13 protein-coding genes are annotated in these 16,986 nt (G+C 72.8%); 3 read left to right on the top strand and 10 right to left on the bottom strand.

The genetic code is table 11. The features are described 5' to 3' along the window. Nucleotides 1–227 precede the first annotated feature (227 nt). Nucleotides 228–1,571, top strand: coding sequence for a helix-turn-helix domain-containing protein (locus tag ACFQ6X_RS26535; RefSeq protein ID WP_383184946.1), 1,344 nt, complete (start codon nt 228–230; stop codon nt 1,569–1,571). Nucleotides 1,572–1,641: 70 nt separating this feature from the next. Here ACFQ6X_RS26535 and ACFQ6X_RS26530 read toward each other — a convergent pair whose 3' ends face one another. The 5 genes from ACFQ6X_RS26530 to ACFQ6X_RS26510 form a co-directional block, all read right to left on the bottom strand. Further along, nucleotides 1,642–2,319 carry a hypothetical protein gene (locus ACFQ6X_RS26530; protein WP_383184944.1) on the bottom strand — a complete coding sequence of 226 codons (678 nt, stop codon included), beginning with the start codon at nt 2,317–2,319 and terminating at the stop codon, nt 1,642–1,644. Nucleotides 2,320–2,433: 114 nt separating this feature from the next. Beyond that, the gene (locus ACFQ6X_RS26525) at nt 2,434–3,480 is read right to left on the bottom strand and encodes a hypothetical protein (RefSeq protein WP_383184942.1); all 1,047 of its coding nucleotides are present in this window, start codon (nt 3,478–3,480) and stop codon (nt 2,434–2,436) included. A gap of 11 nt (nt 3,481–3,491) precedes the next feature. Beyond that, nucleotides 3,492–4,427 carry an N-acetylneuraminate synthase family protein gene (locus tag ACFQ6X_RS26520; RefSeq protein WP_383184940.1) on the bottom strand — a complete coding sequence of 312 codons (936 nt, stop codon included), beginning with the start codon at nt 4,425–4,427 and terminating at the stop codon, nt 3,492–3,494. Nucleotides 4,428–4,439: 12 nt separating this feature from the next. Continuing rightward, entirely contained in the window at nt 4,440–5,693 is a 1,254-nt protein-coding gene (locus tag ACFQ6X_RS26515; protein WP_383184938.1) for a cytidylyltransferase domain-containing protein, read from the bottom strand. A 41-nt stretch (nt 5,694–5,734) separates the two neighbouring features. Then, nucleotides 5,735–7,132: a DUF6716 putative glycosyltransferase gene (locus tag ACFQ6X_RS26510; protein ID WP_383184936.1), complete on the bottom strand. Its 1,398-nt coding sequence runs from the start codon at nt 7,130–7,132 to the stop codon at nt 5,735–5,737. Between the two features lie 208 nt (nt 7,133–7,340). Between ACFQ6X_RS26510 and ACFQ6X_RS26505 the strand changes: the two genes are divergently transcribed. Continuing rightward, the gene (locus tag ACFQ6X_RS26505; RefSeq protein ID WP_383184934.1) at nt 7,341–8,324 is read left to right on the top strand and encodes a glycosyltransferase family 2 protein; all 984 of its coding nucleotides are present in this window, start codon (nt 7,341–7,343) and stop codon (nt 8,322–8,324) included. Further along, entirely contained in the window at nt 8,321–9,661 is a 1,341-nt protein-coding gene (locus tag ACFQ6X_RS26500; protein WP_383184932.1) for a polysialyltransferase family glycosyltransferase, read from the top strand. The genes ACFQ6X_RS26505 and ACFQ6X_RS26500 overlap by 4 nt, the downstream gene beginning before the upstream one ends. Before the next feature lie 10 nt (nt 9,662–9,671). Here ACFQ6X_RS26500 and ACFQ6X_RS26495 read toward each other — a convergent pair whose 3' ends face one another. The 5 genes from ACFQ6X_RS26495 to ACFQ6X_RS26475 are packed head-to-tail and all read right to left on the bottom strand — an operon-like array spanning nt 9,672 to nt 16,853. Further along, a complete protein-coding gene (locus ACFQ6X_RS26495) occupies nt 9,672–10,796 on the bottom strand; it encodes an acyltransferase (protein WP_383184930.1) in 1,125 nt (374 codons plus the stop codon). Between the two features lie 50 nt (nt 10,797–10,846). Further along, nucleotides 10,847–13,177 carry a polysaccharide pyruvyl transferase family protein gene (locus ACFQ6X_RS26490; RefSeq protein ID WP_383184928.1) on the bottom strand — a complete coding sequence of 777 codons (2,331 nt, stop codon included), beginning with the start codon at nt 13,175–13,177 and terminating at the stop codon, nt 10,847–10,849. Beyond that, entirely contained in the window at nt 13,174–14,478 is a 1,305-nt protein-coding gene (locus ACFQ6X_RS26485; RefSeq protein ID WP_383184926.1) for a tetratricopeptide repeat protein, read from the bottom strand. Before ACFQ6X_RS26485 ends, ACFQ6X_RS26490 begins: the two co-directional genes overlap by 4 nt. Nucleotides 14,479–14,534: 56 nt before the next feature. Next, nucleotides 14,535–15,884, bottom strand: a complete 1,350-nt coding sequence (locus tag ACFQ6X_RS26480; protein ID WP_383184924.1) for a polysialyltransferase family glycosyltransferase — start codon at nt 15,882–15,884, stop codon at nt 14,535–14,537. Between the two features lie 3 nt (nt 15,885–15,887). Beyond that, a complete protein-coding gene (locus ACFQ6X_RS26475) occupies nt 15,888–16,853 on the bottom strand; it encodes a glycosyltransferase family 2 protein (protein ID WP_383184922.1) in 966 nt (321 codons plus the stop codon). Nucleotides 16,854–16,986 lie beyond the last annotated feature (133 nt).

The raw sequence follows: 16,986 nt of genomic DNA, 5'->3' as shown, positions 1-16,986 counted from the left end.
CGAGTAGCCGCGCCGCTCGCTTCGACGGTGGCGGTGCGTCCGGCGAGGACCGGGGCGGCACCACGAGCATCGGCGGTCCCGGTGGGCCGGCGCAAGGCCCACCGTCGGATCGGCCGGGGTGGAACCATCCCAGCCACCCTGACGTGCAGGTATATGGGCGCCTGGGACAGGCCCCCCACCCCGGGACGCCTGCTCCCGGAACCGGATCGGGACTGACGGGTGCGGAGGTGACGGTGCAGACACAGGACTCCGTGGCACAGTTCGCGGCGCTGCTGAGGGAACTGAAGGAGCGTACGGATCGCAGTTACGGTTCGCTCGGCCGTCGTCTCCACATGAACACGTCCACGCTGCACCGCTACTGCACCGGTGAGGCCGTCCCTCTCGACTTCGCGCCCGTGGAGCGTTTCGCGGCTCTGTGCGGGGCGTCGGGTGCGGAGCGTCTGGAGCTGCACCGCCGCTGGCTCCTGGCCGTGGCTGCCCGGCAACGCCCGCACCCGACCGGGCCTCTTGGCGAGGCGGAAGGATCGGATGCCCCGGCCGGCGGGCAGCCCGGCGACAGCGGCTGCGATGACGGCGGCGCCCCTACGAGCGAAGCTGCCGGTGGTCCGGCCGGCTCGGACGGCCTGGTGAGCGGTCCGCCACCCGCCGCGCCCCGCCGCCCCCGGCCCTGGTACCGGCGCAAGCGCTCCGCGGCCGTCGTGTGTGCCGTGCTCGCCGCTGCGGGGAGCCTGGCCCTGCTGCCGGACGGCCGGGACGCCGACGACGGTTCACGGGCCGCGTCGGTCGCCCCGGAGACCGCGGCCGCGTCCGCCGGGCCGAGGGCCTCGGACACCCGCTCCGTGTCGCCTTCCCATGGTCCGAAGGACGGCACCGCGAGCTCTCCGGGCACCCGGCGCGAGCCTTCGGACCCGGCCGGCTCCACGAGAACCCCGGCAGGGTCTGAACCGGCGGGTCCTCCCCTCGCCTGGTCCGTCGACTCCCAGGGATGGGCGTTCGGCTGCGGCCACGACTACGTCATCGCCGCACCGCCGGAGCGGGTGCCGCCCCCTCCGGTCCAACAGGACGCCGGTACCTGGGCGGCGACCCAGCGGGCGGTGCACGGCGGGGAGACGATCGTGAAACTGTCCGTGCAGGGGACGTCCGACACCGCCGTGGTCCTCGAAGCGCTACGGGTGCGCGTGACCGGCCGCTCCGCTCCCGCTCCGGGCAACGCGTACTCCATGGACCAGGGTTGCGGCGGCTCCCTCACCCCGCGGTCCTTCGCCGTGGACCTGGACAGGAACCGGCCCGTCGCCCGCGCGACCGCCGGCAACGACGCCGGCACGCCGATCCCGGCGGTGAGCATGCCCTACCGGGTGTCCGCCGAGGACCCCGAGGTGCTGCTGGTCACGGCCAGGACCGCTGCCTGCGACTGCAGTTGGTACCTGGAGCTGGACTGGTCGTCCCAGGGCCGCACGGGCACCGCCCGCATCGATGACCGCGGCCGCCCGTTCCGCACCAGCGCCATCGGGGGCCTGACGTCCTACGCGTACGACACCTCTGCCCGTGCCTGGGCGCCCCGGGTGGACTGAACTCCCGCAGTCTGCTTGCCGGGCAGGCGCCCACGCCGTCCGCGTCGGGCGCACCACCCGGCCCGGGCCGTCAGTCCTTCCGCGCGTCCCAGGCATTGCCGATCCAGCCGTCGAAGGAGGGGATCAAGGCGGTGAGGGCGGCTCCGAGCCGCCGGTCCAGGTCCGGCGCGTACAGGCGCACCGAGTTGCCGGACGACGTGAACTCCAGCGGGACCTGGCCTCCCGAGCGCCACTTGATGCGGCGGGGGCCGCGGGGGAAGTCCCCGCCACCGCCGCCGCCGAAGAGGAGAGCCACGAGCAGAAGCGGCAGCAGGGGTGTGCAGAGCCACCACACGCACCACCAGAAGAGCCGGCCCTTGTATCCGACCGCGTCGGGGGCACCGGCGCGGCTCACGGTCCAGCGGGTGCGCAGCCCCCGGCTGAACGCCTTGTCGCGCGTGAGCACACCGAGCGGTTCACCTTGCGGGCCGAGCACCTGGAACTGTGCCCGTCCTCCGCTCGTGGAGAGGGTGACGAGGGTGGCGACCCGTGCCTGACGGGACTCGTCGGCCCACAGGACGAAGGAGCGGGCGCCGCTGTTCCGGGCCGCGAGGTAGGCGGGGATGCCGTCGGGAGGCAGCATGCGTTCCACGTGGGCAACGGGCCGTGAGGCTCCCGGGCCGTCCGTGAGGTCGACCCTGCAGTCGAACAGGCCGCCAGGTGCGGTCCTCAGCTTCCCCAGGGTGTGCAGGGTGAGAGTACTGGGCACCCGACGGGCTCCTTCACGCGTGTCCGGGTAGAACGGTCGACGCCCAACCTACGGGAGGCAGTTGCACACCGTCCTCCGGATCCCATGCGCAACACACCGTGTGCGACCGGTCCCTCAGCCCTCCGCCGTCACCGCCGTGACTCTCCAGGGGGAGAGCCGCTGCACGTCCCGGGCCGTCTCCGTGACCCCGCTCAGGAAGCCCTGGGCGCGCGGGGAGGCCGAGTCGCGGAGCCATTCCGGCGCTATGTCGCACACGGCGACCTTCACCCCGGTGCCGACCAGGGCCAGCGGCAGGGTGTGGACGACCGTCGACGGGAAGCTCAGGACCGTGTGGCCGATGGGGCCTCTGCGGGCGATGAGTTCCAGGGGGAGGTCCGGGCGGACGATCTCCAGGCCGGTGGCGGCTTCCAGGGCGTGGAGCTTGTCCGCGGATTCACGGCGGTGGGCGAAGTAGCGGGTCGCTCCGTGGGCGCGGGCCAGTGCGGTCACCGCCTCCTGGTACGGGACCGGGTCGATCACGCCCGTTTCGACCAGGGACGTGCCGACCAGGTCGGCTCCCTTGGTGATCAGGGGCGGGCCGAAGCGGTCGCGGGTCCAGGCGAATGTGTTGGGGGTGACCTCGACGCCCTGCGGCGCATCCACCGGCATCGCGGTGAACACCTCGACCGTGCGGGTCGCCGACGGTGTGAAGCTGCGGCGGGCCGCTGAGGTCACCGGGGCCAGGAGCAGTTCGCGCGGGCCCCGGCTGCCGCGGCGGTGCCAGCGCACCAGGCGTTCGCCGCGCGCGAGTTGGGCGACGAACTCCATGGTGGCCGTGCCGTCGTCGACGACCGTGATCCGGCGCGTGCGGACCAGGGAGAGGAGCAGTTGCACGTATCGGGAGAACGGGTCCCCGATGACGATGCGGTCCGCCCTGCGGATCAGCCCTGTCAGGGCGCGCAGGGCCTTCAGAGGCGCGCCGGTCTCCCCGCGCGCCTCCTGCCAGCGGACCGATATGCCCTCGTCGCGGGCCAGCTCCGCCATCCTGCGCAGCTGGCCGCGCGACATCGGGTCGACCGGGGGGAGGACGACGACCGTGGTGTCGGCGGAGCCTCCCCGGGTGTGGGTCCACTCCAGGACGTTCAGGAGCTGGACCGGGCTCTCGACGAAGGCGAGGTTCACCGGTCTGCCCGTCAGACCGCGACCGGCTCGGCGGCCGGCGCGTTCTCGGTCTCGGCGACGACGCCCGTGACCCGGCGGAGCTTCTTCATCGGGCCGAGCTCCGACTCGTACACCTTCTTGACGCCGTCACCGAGGGAGGCCTCGATGGTGCGGATGTCGCGGACGAGGCGGGTGAGACCCTGCGGCTCGACGGAGGCGGCCTGGTCGGAGCCCCACATGGCGCGGTCGAGCGTGATGTGGCGCTCGACGAACGCGGCGCCGAGCGCGACGGCGGCGAGGGTCGTCTGCAGGCCCGTCTCGTGGCCGCTGTAGCCGATCGGGACGTTCGGGAACTCGCCCTGCAGGGTGTTGATGACGCGCAGGTTGAGCTCGTCGGCCTTGGCCGGGTACGTCGAGGTGGCGTGGCAGAGAAGGATGTTGTCGCTGCCGAGCACCTCGACCGCGTGCCGGATCTGGCGCGGGGTCGACATGCCGGTGGAGAGGATGACCGTGCGGCCGGTGGAGCGCAGCGCACGCAGGAGCTCGTCGTCGGTGAGGGACGCGGAGGCGACCTTGTGCGCCGGGACGTCGAACTTCTCGAGGAAGGCGACGGCCTCGGTGTCCCACGGGGAGGCGAACCAGTCGATGCCGCGCTTGGCGCAGTGGTCGGAGATGGCCCGGTACTCGGCCTCGCCGAACTCGACGCGGTGGCGGTAGTCGATGTACGTCATCCGGCCCCAGGGGGTGTCGCGCTCGATGTCCCACTGGTCGCGCGGGGTGCAGATCTCCGGGGTGCGCTTCTGGAACTTGACGGCGTCGCAGCCGGCTTCGGCGGCCACGTCGATCAGCGCGAGGGCGTTGTCGAGGTCGCCGTTGTGGTTGATGCCGATCTCACCCGTGATGTAGACGGGGTGGCCGGGGCCGGCGGTGCGGGTGCCGATGGTGCGCAGGCGGGAGGTGCTGCTCATGGTGGTGCTTCCTTACGTGGTGGGGGTGGTGTTGGCAGGGGTGGAGCCGGTGGTGAGGGTCGGGCCCAGGAGCCAGGCCGCGATCTCGCGGATGGCGCCGAAGCCACCGGGGGTTGTGGTCACGGCCCGCGCGGCGGCGCGTACCGAGTCGTGGGCGCTCGCCACGGCGACGGGCCAGCCCGCCAGTCCGAAGCAGGGCAGGTCGTTGACGTCGTTGCCGACGTAGAGCACGCGGTCGGGGTCGAAGCCCTGTTCCTCGCACCACTGCTTGAGCGCCAGGTCCTTGCGGTCGATGCCGTGCAGGACGGGGACCTGGAGCTTGCGGGCGCGGGCGGCGACGACCGGGTTCTGCTCCGTGGACAGGATCAGGAGCGGGACGCCGGCCTTGCGCAGGGCGGCGATGCCGAGGCCGTCGCCGCGGTGCACGGCGACGATCTCGTGTCCGTCGGAGTCGATGAGGACACGGTCGTCGGTCTGCGTGCCGTCGAAGTCGAGGACGACTGCGTCGATGTCCTCGCGGGTCGGCAGCGGTGAGGGGTCCAGGAGCGGCGCGAGGGCGCGGGCACGGGCCAGGTCGTGCGGGTCGTCGATCTCCAGCACCCGCGCCGGGTCGGTCCGTACGAGCGCGGTGCGGCCGAAGAAGCGGTGGCGGTGGGTGCGGAAGCCTTCGACGTCCATGGCGTACGCGGCGCCCGTCTCCAACAGGTCCTGCGGACGGTCCTGGCGGCGGGGGCGTACGGCCTTGTCGTGGTTGACGCCGTACGTGTCGTCCTCCACCGCGCTGCCGTCGCGCCAGACGAACCCGTGGAACGGGGCGACGGTGACGGCCGTGTCGGCGCCTTCGCGAGCGACCGCGGCGGCGACGCCGTCGATGTCCTCGCGGGTGATGAAGGGGCTGGTGCACTGCACCAGGAGCACCACGTCGGCGGTCCTGCCGGGCTGCATCGCCTCGTACGCGTCGAGGGCGTGCAGGACCGCGGCCTCGCTGGTCGCGGTGTCGCCGGCGATGGCGGCGGGGCGTTGCACGCAGTGCAGCCGGTCCGACTCGCCGAGCGCCCGGCCCGCGGCCCGCGCCGCGTCCGCGATGGCCGGGTCGTCCGTGGTGACGACGACGTCCGTGACCTCCGGGGAGGCGAGGCAGGCGTGGACCGCACGGGCCACCAGGGGGATGCCGCCGACCTGGGCGAGGTTCTTGGCGGGCACGCCCTTGGATCCGCCGCGGGCGGGGATCACGGCGAGCACGGTCGGGGCCGGTGGCGGGGTCATGGCTGCTCCTGAAGCGGTGGACATGGCGGCGGGGTCGGCGGTCACAGCTCGCCCATCCGGCGGATCACCGGGGCGACCCGCTGGACGCCGTGGCGGTAGGCGCCGCGCGCCGCGTTGCGGACGGTCTCGCGTACCGCCCCTCTGACCCGGCCGGTCTCCTTGGGCGTCGCGGCGCCCGGCAGCGGGCGGCCGTCGGTGGCCAGGTGGTGGCGGGCGAGGATGCCGGGGAGGTAACCGGGGGCGGTGGCAGGGGTGTAGTAGGGCGCGAGGTCGGGAAGGGAGCCGCGTTCGAGCAGGACGGCGACCTTGGCCCGCGCGGTGTCGTAGGCCGTGTCGTACGAGCCGTCCGCGGCGACCCCCTGGCCGGACACCCATTCCTCGTCGGGCCGCGGGCGGTGTCCGCCGTCGAGCCGGTCCCAGGACGTGATCAGCCCGGAGCCGATGAAGTGGTGGTTGCCGAGGGTTTCCCGTACGCCGAGGTCGGAGAGGATCGCGGTCGGGATACGGCGGTGCAGGGACTCCAGCGCCGCCGTCGAGGAGACCGTGACCAGCAGGTCGGTGCGGTCCAGGACCTCGCCCATGTGCCCGTACACCAGACGGAAGTTGGGCGGCAGGCCGCCCGGGAGGCGCTCCGCGAGCCGCTGGTAGGGCAGTTCCTCGATGTGGGTCGTGTGCTCACCCGGCTTCGAGCGCAGCTTCAGCAGCACCTCGCGGCCCGGGTGCAGCCTCGCGTGTTCGACGAGCCTGCGCAGCAGGTACGTACGGTCCGCGCGGGAGGCCGGCACGGAGGGCTGGGCGGCGAACACGACGGTGTCGCGGCCCTCTTCCGGGCGGTGCGGCGCCCCGCCGAGGAACGGCAGCGCGGCCTCAGTGACGGACGAGGCGTCGGCGCCCACTCCCTCGTACACCGCGCGGAATCGCTCCGCGTCGTGACGGGAGTTGGCGAGGACGATGTCCGCCCCGTGCCGCAGCAGGAGTCCGTCGGCGAGCTTCTCGTAGACGACTCCCACGTACCCGGTGACGATCACGGGCCTGCGGGGCAGGCCCAGGGCGGCCAGGCCGTGCAGCATGGCCTGGACGGCGCCGCCGACGAGGGAGAGCACGACGACGTCGTACGCCTCGTCCCGCACCGCGTGCAGGAATTCGACGGCCGTCACCTCGCGCACCCGGCCGGCGTCCACGCCCACCTCTCCGACTTCGGCGAGCTGCCGGGGGGTCGGGGTGGCACGGCCGCGCAGCAGTAGTCCGGTGACCTCGACGGGGCGTTCACCCGCGCCGGTCCGGGAGGTCCCGCCGGCACCTGCGGTCAGGCGGCGCGCGGTGAGCGCACCCCACTTCCACCGGGTGTCGGAGTCGGCGAGTACGGCAACCCTGAGCGCCGGGGAGGCTGCTGCTGCGGTGTCGGCCGGATCAGCCGAATTACTGGTACGTGGAGGCACGTCCTAAAAGCTAGGAAGGCATTTCTATGGGCGGCCCAACGCGGGGGCAACAAATGGTTAACAGCCCGCCGACGGTTGGGGATATGACCTCGGGAGCACCTCAAAGAGCCGTGAATTGGCGCCGATTCACTGATCCGACATGCGTCGTTCACCCTCAGTCCTCTTCGGGGACAAGGGAAATGCCGGGCCCGCCCTTAGCGTGATGCGGGTGGTCAAGCTCTCCGTCATCGTGCCGTTCTACAACGTGCGGACATACGCCCCCGATACGTTGCGAAGCCTGCGCGCCAACGCCCGCGAGGACTTCGAGTTCATCCTGGTCGACGACGGTTCGACCGACGGTACGGCGGAGCTCCTGCGCCGGGCCCAGGACGACATCGAGGGGGTGGTCGTCCACAGACACGAGCGGAACGCGGGTCTGGCGACGGCCCGCAACACCGGCCTGGAAGCGGCCCGCGGGCAGTACATCGCCTTCCTGGACGGCGACGACTGGCTCGCACCGGGCCACTACGCCCGGCTGCTCGCGCGGACGGAGGCCCTGGGCTGCTCCTTCGTCCGCACGGACCACGTCCAGGTCACCGGCAGGTCCCGCACGGTGCACCGCGTCCCGCACGGCCGGCGCGGCGCGGTGAGCTCCCCCCGGGACGCGATCCTGCCGGCCTCCCGGACCACCTCGGTGGACTACGCGTACGCCTGGGCCGGGCTCTACCACCGGAGCCTCCTGGACCGGGGGCTGCTGCATTTCGCAGACGGGCTGCGCACCGCCGAGGACCGGCCGTGGATCTGGCGGCTGCACCGCGAAGCGGATTCCTTCGCGGTCCTGGGAACACTGGGCCATTTCTACCGCCGGGGTGTGGCGTCATCACTCACACAGATCAGCGACGAGCGTCAGCTCGATTTCATCCGCGCCTACAACCAGGTCGTGGGTGAAACGGCGGCGGACCGCGACGCCGACACCCTTCTGCCGAAAGCGGTGCGTACGTACTGCGCTGTCATCGCCCACCATGTCGGCGCCATCGGGAAATTCGAACCGTCCGTGGCACAGAAACTGAAATCACTCAGTTCGGCAGCACTCGGGGACATGCCCCAGCCGGTCCTCGACGACGCCCTCGACGCCATGGACGTACAACGGGCGACCTTGCTGCGCAGACTGCGTCGCCGGCCGGTCGCCGCGAAGGAAGCGGCTGCCGCGTGACCACCCAGATCTTCGTCGCCTCGACCCCGCAGGGCACGGCGACGCTCGCCGCCGCCCTCGACGCGCACTGCTTCGACGACGCCGACCGCCGCATCCTGCTGCTCTGCGACACCTCGGCGGTCCCGGAGGCGGCTCCCCCCGCCGGCTCGATGCCCGGTTTCGGCCTGCTGCGCACCCGTTTCGACGAGGTGCTCTCCTGGAACGACACCATCTCCCCCCAGCACCCGGCCGAATGGACCCCGCGCGCCGACGACGCGCCCCTGTGGGAACGCCATCTGAGGCGGGCCTGGCACCTCGGGGACGACGAGGTCGAGCTGGCGTTCGCGTCGCCGCACGCCGCCCCCGCCCTGGCGCTCGCCCAGATCCTCGGTGGCGGACCCATCACGGTGTACGTGGACGATCTGGCCGGCTACGGCCCGACCGGGAGCAAGATCCCGCCGCTGATCGGCACCCGGGTCCGGCGCCTGCTCCACCCGGACCTGCTACCCGGCCTGCGGCCGCTGCTGCTGGCCGAGTTCGGTGTGGAGCCCGTTCCCCTGCCCGCTGCCGCCCTGCTGAAGGTGTTCGCCGAACTGGCCGATGCCGCACCGGAGTTCCCGTTCGCCGATGGCCCCGCGCTGCTCCTGGGCGAGCGCCTCGCCGAGTCCGGGCTCCTCTCCCCGGCCGGGACGAGGGAGCTGCACCTGGAGATGGTGCGCGGCGCCGTCGCCCTCGGCCACACCCGGCTCCTCCTCGTACCCCACGCCCACGCGCCGGTCCCGTGGTCGGCCGCGCTGGCCCGTGAGGCTTCCCGCCTCGGCGCCGAACTGACGGTGCTCGACAGCGGACCGCTCGACGCCCCCGTCCTCCCGGAAGTGCTGTACCGGCGGATACGCCCCGCGCTCGTCGTCGGCTGTTCGGCGACCGAACTGCTCACGGCAGCCACCCTGTACGAGCTCCCCGTGGCAAGGACCGGCACCGGAACGCTCCTGGAGCGCCTGACCCCGTACGAGAACACAGCCAGGGTGCCGGTCACGATCACCGACGCGCTGCTCCCCGAACTCACGGACGCCGCCGCCGTCACCCTCCAGTCGCCGCCCACCCAGGCGGCCGTGGCCCGGAAACTGGACGGCCTGCTGCACGCGGTCGGCTTCGCCATGCAGCCCCGGGTGCGCCCGGACCTCCGCCCGGCCGCCGAGCGCTACCTCTCCGAGCACCTGGACGGGCGCACCTGGCGCTACTTCAAGCGCCGCCGGCTGGCCTCGCTCGCGCTCCCGGGCGTGGTGCCCGCCCGCCTCGCCTTCATCCGCCGCAACCCGACGCTGCGCCGCCTCGCCCGACGCGTCCGCGGCAGGTGACCACCGGCTCTCAGCCGAGCAGCCGGGTCAGGCCGAGACGGGTCCACAGGAGGGCGGCCCCGAAGGAGAGCACGGTGGTGGCGGCCGTCACGCCGACCATGAGGGCCGCTGCCGCCACCCAGGCGAGGTCCGCCGTGACCAGGGCGTCGGTGAGAACGCCCAGGACGAGGACATGGATCATGTACGCGCCGAACGAGGCGTCGGACAGCCGGGCCAGGGCCGGCCGCAGCCGGTCCGGGATGTTCAGTCGGTGCAGGGAGAGCAGCACTCCGGCACTGAACAGGGCGACCAGGACACTCGCGTACGGGATCGCGTAGTGCACCTCGTGCTGGTACGCGACGGTCGCGGCCAGCGCCGCGCCCGTCGGGAGGAGCCACCACAGGCGGCGCCTGCCGAACGTACCGGCGGGCACCGCGAGGAGCAGGGCGCCGAGCACCGCGTAGATCAGCTGGTACGGGCCGAAGCCCCAGCCGAACCGCGGCAGTTCCAGGTCCGTGACCCGGGCGATGTCGCCGGACAGGGACGGGGCCGCACCGAGGACGAGCAGGGCGGCGCCGAGTCCCCAGGGGCGTCCGCCCGCCTTCACCAGGGCGGCGAAGGCCAGCAGCATGATGACGGGGATGTAGGCGTACAGGTACCAGAGGTGGTACGCCGGGCGCACTGAGGCGAACAGCGAGTCGAGTGCCAGGTCGCCGATCGGGTCGTCGTTGGTGGAGCGCAGCCGGCCCCACGCCAGGTACAGCGCCGTCCACACGGCGAGCGGCACCACGATCCGTACGATGCGCTTCCACAGCCGGCGGCCGTCCCCGACCGGGGCTCCCACCAGCACCACCCAGCCGGCGATCGCGAAGAACAGGGGCACCGCGAAGCGGCCCGCCGAGTCCGCCACGAGGCCGGCCCAGTACGTACCGGGGCCGTTGGAGGCCTCGCGGCCCGCCGTGTTCACGAACGCGGAGCCTGTGTGGCACAGGATCACGCCGACCGAGCAGAGCAATCGGATCAGATCGATGTCGTAGCGGTGCTCGCGGACCGGGCGGGGCTCAGGCGCCGTCCCCGGGGCGGGCTCCGGGGACGGTGCGGTGGCCGGTTCGGTGGCCGGTGCTCCGGCCGGGGAAACAGAGGATGGCATGGTCATCGAAGGCTATGAACGCACTCGCCCGGGGTGAACTCCGGGCAGGTGAACAGTCACTTCGTCCGGGTGTCGGGCAGGTGAAGGCCCTGTGCTCCCTCGGCGCTCCGGGGGCCCGGAACGCGCGGGGCGGGCAGGGGCAGACCGAAGACCTCGCGCAGTCCGGTGAGGTTGGCCCGGGTCACCGACCAGAGGTGTTCCTGCCTGCCGTGCACATCGGCCACGGCGGCCCGGTGATCCTCCAGCACCGCCGTCGCCCGCTCGGCGAGGCGGGCGCCCAGGGCCCGGTCGTGGACGGACACACCCCACTCGGGGCGCTCGATGTCGGTGAGGAAGTAGGCGAGTTTGGGGTGCGAGACCAGGCTGATGACGGGTGTGCCGCAGCCGAACGGGATCATGCCCGCATGTCCGCGCATCCCGATCACCAGACGGGTACGCCGGTAGAGGTCGCGGATCTGTTCGTTGGAGCGCAGGTACAGCGGCTCCACCGGCAGGGAGGTCCCGTGCTCGCGGCGCAGGTCGTGCACGAACTTCTCGTCCGCCGGCATGTGGGCCGCGTAGCGGACCTCGGCGCGTTTCCCTGTCGCGCGTATGGCGGCGTCCATCTCGGCCAGGAAGTGCCCGTAGTCGTGCCCGAAGCGCAGATTGGCCCGGTCGTAGGCGCAGTTGACCAGGACGGTGTCGTCGCGTCGCACCGGATCGGTCCAGTCGGGGTCGAGGTGGCGGGCGACCGTGGTCGGGCAGGGCTGGTAGCGCACCCGGTCGCGCAGGTCGTCGGGCAGGAGTTCCCTGACCCGGGCGGCGGAACCCTGGTTGCGCAGTCCGAAGAAGGCCGACCGTTCGACCAGGACGCGCAGACTCGCCGCGAATCTGTCACGGCGGTAGCGCTGGCCGTCGAACACGTTGTAGCCGACCGCGAAGACGGCCAGCGGCGCGGTGATCCGTCCCAGGACGTCGTCCGCGATGTTCCACTGCCAGCCGCTGTTGCTGTTGGGCGCCGTATCGGGGAGGAAGAGCCCGCCGCCGCCGACGATCACCCCGCGACGGGCGTTGAGCTCCTCCAGGACCGGCTCGTCCACCAGCCGGTGGACGGACTGCTGGTGCCAGCGGCGCGGACCGGTGTCGGCGTCGAAGCACATGCGGACGGCTTCGGGCAGCACCTTGTCGCCCGCGTTCTCCTGGCCGTCGGCGAACAGTGCGACGTGCGCGAGCTGCTCGGCCGGGGCGGCGGCAGGGGCGGCGCGTGCGGGCGTGCGGGGATCCCGGGTGCGCACGTACCAGGCACGGCAGTTGGCGTCGGTGGGGTCGGCGTCCAGGCCGTCGCGGGCGTAGCCGTGTGCGTCGCGCGTCCGGCCGAGCAGCCAGGCAAGCCGGGCGAGCTGCCCGTACGCGCGGGCGGCGAAGTCCGGTGACACGGTGGCCAGCAGGAGGTGGGCCTCGGCCTCCGCGTACCTGGACAGGGCCATCAGGCAGATGCCCAGCGTCTCGTGGCAGCGCGGCAGGTCGGGCCGGTCGTCCACGGCGGCGGTCAGGAGCGTGACCGCCTCCTCGTAGCGGCCCTGCTGCCGCAGGACGTCGGCGACCTGGCGGACCAGCTCCACCGGGCCGCTCCCCCCGGCCGGGAACGGCAGGGCGTGGTGCAGGAGCAGTTCGGGGTGCTTGGGGCCGGACAGGGCGCAGTACGCGGCGCGGAACGCGTCGTCGTCCAGCTCGTAGCGGTCGCGGGCCTCGTACGCCGGGGCGTACCCGGCACGGTCGGTGTCCGTGAAGCGCAGGACGGCGGTGCTGTCGGGCACGGGCGTGTCGTCGTAGAGCCGGCCGACGAGGAAGTCGTACCGGGAATCGACGGGCGTGAGCAGCCCGGGTGCCCGTCCCAGCGCGCGGTGCACGCGCTCGTCGCCGCGGTGCTCCGGGCCGGCGAGGCCGGCGAGGAACGTGCCGTCGGTGTCCTGGCCCTGGATGACCAGCAGGCCGTCGTCCCGTACGGTCCGCCGGCCGTCGGGGCCGGGCTGCGGCACCGCGCCCACCCCGGTGCGCAACTGCAGCAGAGGCAGCAGCGATCCGAGCACGACCGTGCCGGGACCGAGGGCGACGACGGTGTCGTAGGCGTCCGCCCGGAAGACGTCTAGGCGGTCTGCGGCCTCGTACGGGACTATCCGGGGGTGCAGTCGGCGCGCGGCGTCGAAGGCGGCGTCGGGCAGGCCCGGGTGCAGGACGAGGAAGTCCTCGCAGACGGCCGGGTTGGTCAGGACGAGGCTGCGCAGCAGCACCAGGAGGCCGGGCATGCTGGCCCCGTCGGTGTAGGCGGCGAAGGCAATCCTCCGCTTTCCGGTGACGGCGCGTCTGTCGTCGGCGTCCGCGGCGGCGCAATCGGCGGGAGCGTTCATCTCAGCTGGGTCCTCAGGTCGGTCTCGTCCTCATGGGTCGCGCGGGCGGTGACCCACGCGTGCTCCCGCGGCAGCAGCTGTCCCGGCAGGCCGAACCCGATGAGGTCCAGGCGGTCGGCGTCCAGGAAGTCCAGGAGCCGCAGCACGGTGAAGGCCGTGGTGGTACGGGTCCCCCAGCCGTCCTCCCCGATCAGCGCCGGATCGCTCAGCGGCCGGCGCAACGAGGCGTCGCCGATGTGGTCCTGCGCATCGGGGACGAGCCGTGCGCGCAGCGCCCGGCGCCAGTCGGCGAGCCGGTCGCCGAAGACCAGGCGGGTGCCGGCCGGGCGGCCCCAGCCGGGTCCGGTCCAAGGGGCGTCGCCGCGCAGGGTGAGGGCGTGCAGATCGGTGCGCACGAGCGCGGAGTCCCCGCCCGTGGGCAGGGTGTCGCAGCGCACCACGAGGTCGTACCCGTCGATCAGCTTCCCGAGCGCACTGCCCGCGGTCCGCTCCTCCTCCAGGACCCGGGGCGCGCCGGCGACCAGGCATACGGTGCGGCCCTCGACGAGACGGCGCAGGGCCGGGACCCCGATCGGCTCGGTGCCGCCGAGCAGCGGGTCGGCCATCCTGTCGCGGTCCAGCAGCCGGCGGTGGGCGGCGTACGCCCCGGTGAGCTTTCGGACGGCCGGGTCGGCCATGCCCCGGCCGGCGGTCCGCCGGCGTACGACGTCGGCGAAGCCTGCCCCCGCCTCCGCGGCCGGCACGTCGCGCAGGGCCCGCAGCCGGGCGGCGTCCTCCCCGTCGGGCAGGAGTCCGGCGGCGTCGTCCAGGCAGCGGCGGAGAGCGCGGAGGGTCGCGATGCGCCGTGCGATGTCCTGGGACGAGGACGGTTCCTGCTGCAGCGTCAGGTGGCGCTCGTAGGCCTGTACGGCCTCCTCGCTCCGGCCGAGGGCGTCCAGCGCACGTCCGCGCAGCCGCCATGCCCCCTTGGACCTGTCCCGCATGCCGGTCGCCTCGACGGCGATGCCGAGGGCGAACCGCGCCTGCGCGTCGCCGCCCGCCTCCAGGGCGTGCTGCCCGGTCCGCAGCAACGCGTCGAAGAGGCCGTCCTCCCCGGGGGAACAGGCCGTGGTGAGCGTGCCGATGGAGGCGACCAGGCGGTTCTTCCTGGCGGGGTCCATGGGGCCGGACGCGGCGAGGGCCGCGAGGTGGTCGCCGCACAGGCGCAGCACGGCCGGTGCGGCAGGCGCCTGGTGCGCGGGGCCGCCCGGCGCGGTCCTGGTCCGTACGGCCTTGAGCAGCCCCGTGAAGGTCTGGCCCATGCTCGTTCCCGCCGTTCTGTGATCGGTGGCCGGCCGGGGAAGCGCCCCGGGGCCAGTCAGAGTCCGAGGCTGCTGCGCGTGCGCCGTACGGTGCGGCGCAGCCGGACCGCCGCTCCGCCGGGTCCGCCGCCGCCGGGCAGGATGAGCTTCTGCAGACGGCGGCGCTTGAAGTAGTGCTGGGTCGTCGCGTCGAGCCCGCCGCGCAGCCAGGTCTCGGCCTCGCCGCGCAGTGCGGGGTGGAGGCCGGACTGCATGCAGTAGCCGACCGTCCGGACCAGCGGTGCGAGGCTGTCCGGGGCGGTGGGCGACAGCTCCGGGACGGGCCCGCTCCCCTGCTCGTCCAGGTCGGGTACGAGGTGGTCGACGATGGTCAGCGGGATGCGGTTGCTGTTCTCGTACGGGGTGATGCGGTCCAGGACGAGTCGGGTGCCGACCCGGGCGACGGGGATGCCGTAGTACGCGGCGGCCGTGAACATCGCGGTGGAGAAGCAGCCGACGACGAGCGTGGGTGCGCACCGTTCGTAGAGCGTCTCGGCGAGCAGCGGGCTGTCCAGTGTGCTCAGGCGCACCCCCGCGGCGGCGGCCGCGTCGTCCAGGGCCCGGGAGTAGCGGGCCGGTGCGGTGGGGTGCGGTTTGAAGAGGAGGGAGGTGTGGCCCGCGCGTGCCGCACCGTGCAGCATGCGGATGTGCAGGTCCTCCTCCTCCTCGGGCGTGAGGATGTTCAGGGCGGCGAGGTACTGCCCGAGGAGTACGGCGGTGGGCGCCTCGGCCTCGACCGCCGCGAGCCTGTGGTCGCCGTCGGCTGCGCGGGCGATCTCGCCGAGGACCTTGCGGAAGGCATCGTCCGGGACGAGTTCGGGCTCGACGCCCGCCTCCGCCAGCAGCAGCGGCTTCAGGCCGGTCACCAGGTCCAGGTGGAGCACGCGCTGGATGCGGCAGGCGATCGACACCGGGACCTTGTTCCGGGTGGGGCCGTAGCTCATCAGGCCGTCCGCGTACACGTGCAGGGCGCTCTCGGCGAAGATCGCCGCCAGTGCGCGGGCCGGGTTGACCTGGATGGATTCGACGGCCAGGTCGACAGGGTTCTCCGGAGGGATCCCCCAGGCGAGCCGGAAGGCGCGCTGCCACAGCTCGGTCTCCTCCGGGCGGGGGCCCCAGCCGCTCGGGTGGTGGGGGCTGATCGCCTCGTTCCAGTCGACGACGGAGTCGAAGCGGGCGGCGATGTCTCCGTACCCCCTCATCTCCTCCAGCCGGAGGGCGGTTTCGGGGATCTCCGCGTTGTTGGAGACGAGCAGGATGCGGTGGCTGTCCTGGCCGGGTCCGAACTGGCCGGCGTCCAGGGCCGCCGCGAGCGTGGCCGCCCCGTACAGGGTGGAGACCTGGAAGATCTGGGTGCGCGTGGGCATGGGTCAGGCGGCCTTCTGCTTGTCACGCAGGCGGTTGAGCAGGGTGCTGCGCTTGTTGTCCATCATCGTCAGGGTCCTGTCGAGCACCGGCTGCGGCATGCGGTGCAGTGCGGCGGTCGACTCGTGGCGCAGCCGCCGGGCGGTGGCGGGGTCGTACACGTCCGCCTTCTCGTTGTGGAACGCGATCATCGCGCAGTAGGTGCGGACCGCCTTGGGCAGAAGGAGTTCCGCGTCCCGGTCCCGGCCGATCTCCTCGACGAGCGTGTCGTAGGCGGGGAAGAAGTCGAGCTGCCGGGAGTCCTTGATCTGGGTGAGGGACGTGGTGACTCCGCGCCGGTAGAAGATGCCGTAGAGGCCCAGGGCCGCGTAGGTGCGGGCGTGCAGGTGGAGCCGCCAGATGAACAACCGGTCCTCGGCGGTGCGCAGTTCGGTGGCGAACCGCAGTGTGCCGTCCTCGAAGAGCCGCCGGTGGTAGATCCCCGCCCATACGAACGGGTAGTCGACCATCGTCTCCCGCTCGGGTGCCGCGATGCCCTCCCGCGGGTCGAGCACGGTGTCGCGGAGCCGGGCCGGCGCGCGGCGCACCACGCGGCTGGTGCCGGTGGACTGCACGTGGTCGGTGCGGGCGAAGTCGCAGTCGAGTTCCTGCGCGGCGTGCAGGAGGCGGGCCAGATGGCCGGGCGCGTACCAGTCGTCGCCGTCGAGGAAGGTGACGAAGTCGCCGCGGGCCGCGTCGATGCCGCTGTTGCGGGCTGCCGCGATGCCCACGTTCGTGCCGTGCCGGATGACCTCGGCCTGCGGAAGTCTCTCCGCCCACCGGTCGATGACGGACGGCGTGTCGTCCGTCGAGCAGTCGTCGACCAGCAGGAACTCCACATCCGGGCCCGCGTTGCGGGCCAGGCTGCTCAGCGCCGCGTCGGCGAAGGCCGCGACATTGTGGAAGGGAACGACGACGGACAGTTTCGGCACGCGGGGACTCACCTTCGATCTTGGTCCACACACGCTAATGAGTCACGCGGAGGAGCGGGTGTCCTCCGGCCCGACGAGTGGTGAACTCTGGGCATCCGCGCGATGACCTGCCCCGGGGGCGCCGTGCCCGGCG

The organism is Streptomyces sp. NPDC056452 (assembly GCF_042796085.1).
Taxonomy (GTDB): Bacteria; Actinomycetota; Actinomycetes; order Streptomycetales; family Streptomycetaceae; genus Streptomyces.
The sequence above is the reverse complement of the archived record's forward strand: the minus strand, read 5'-3'. Positions and strand labels throughout refer to the sequence as shown.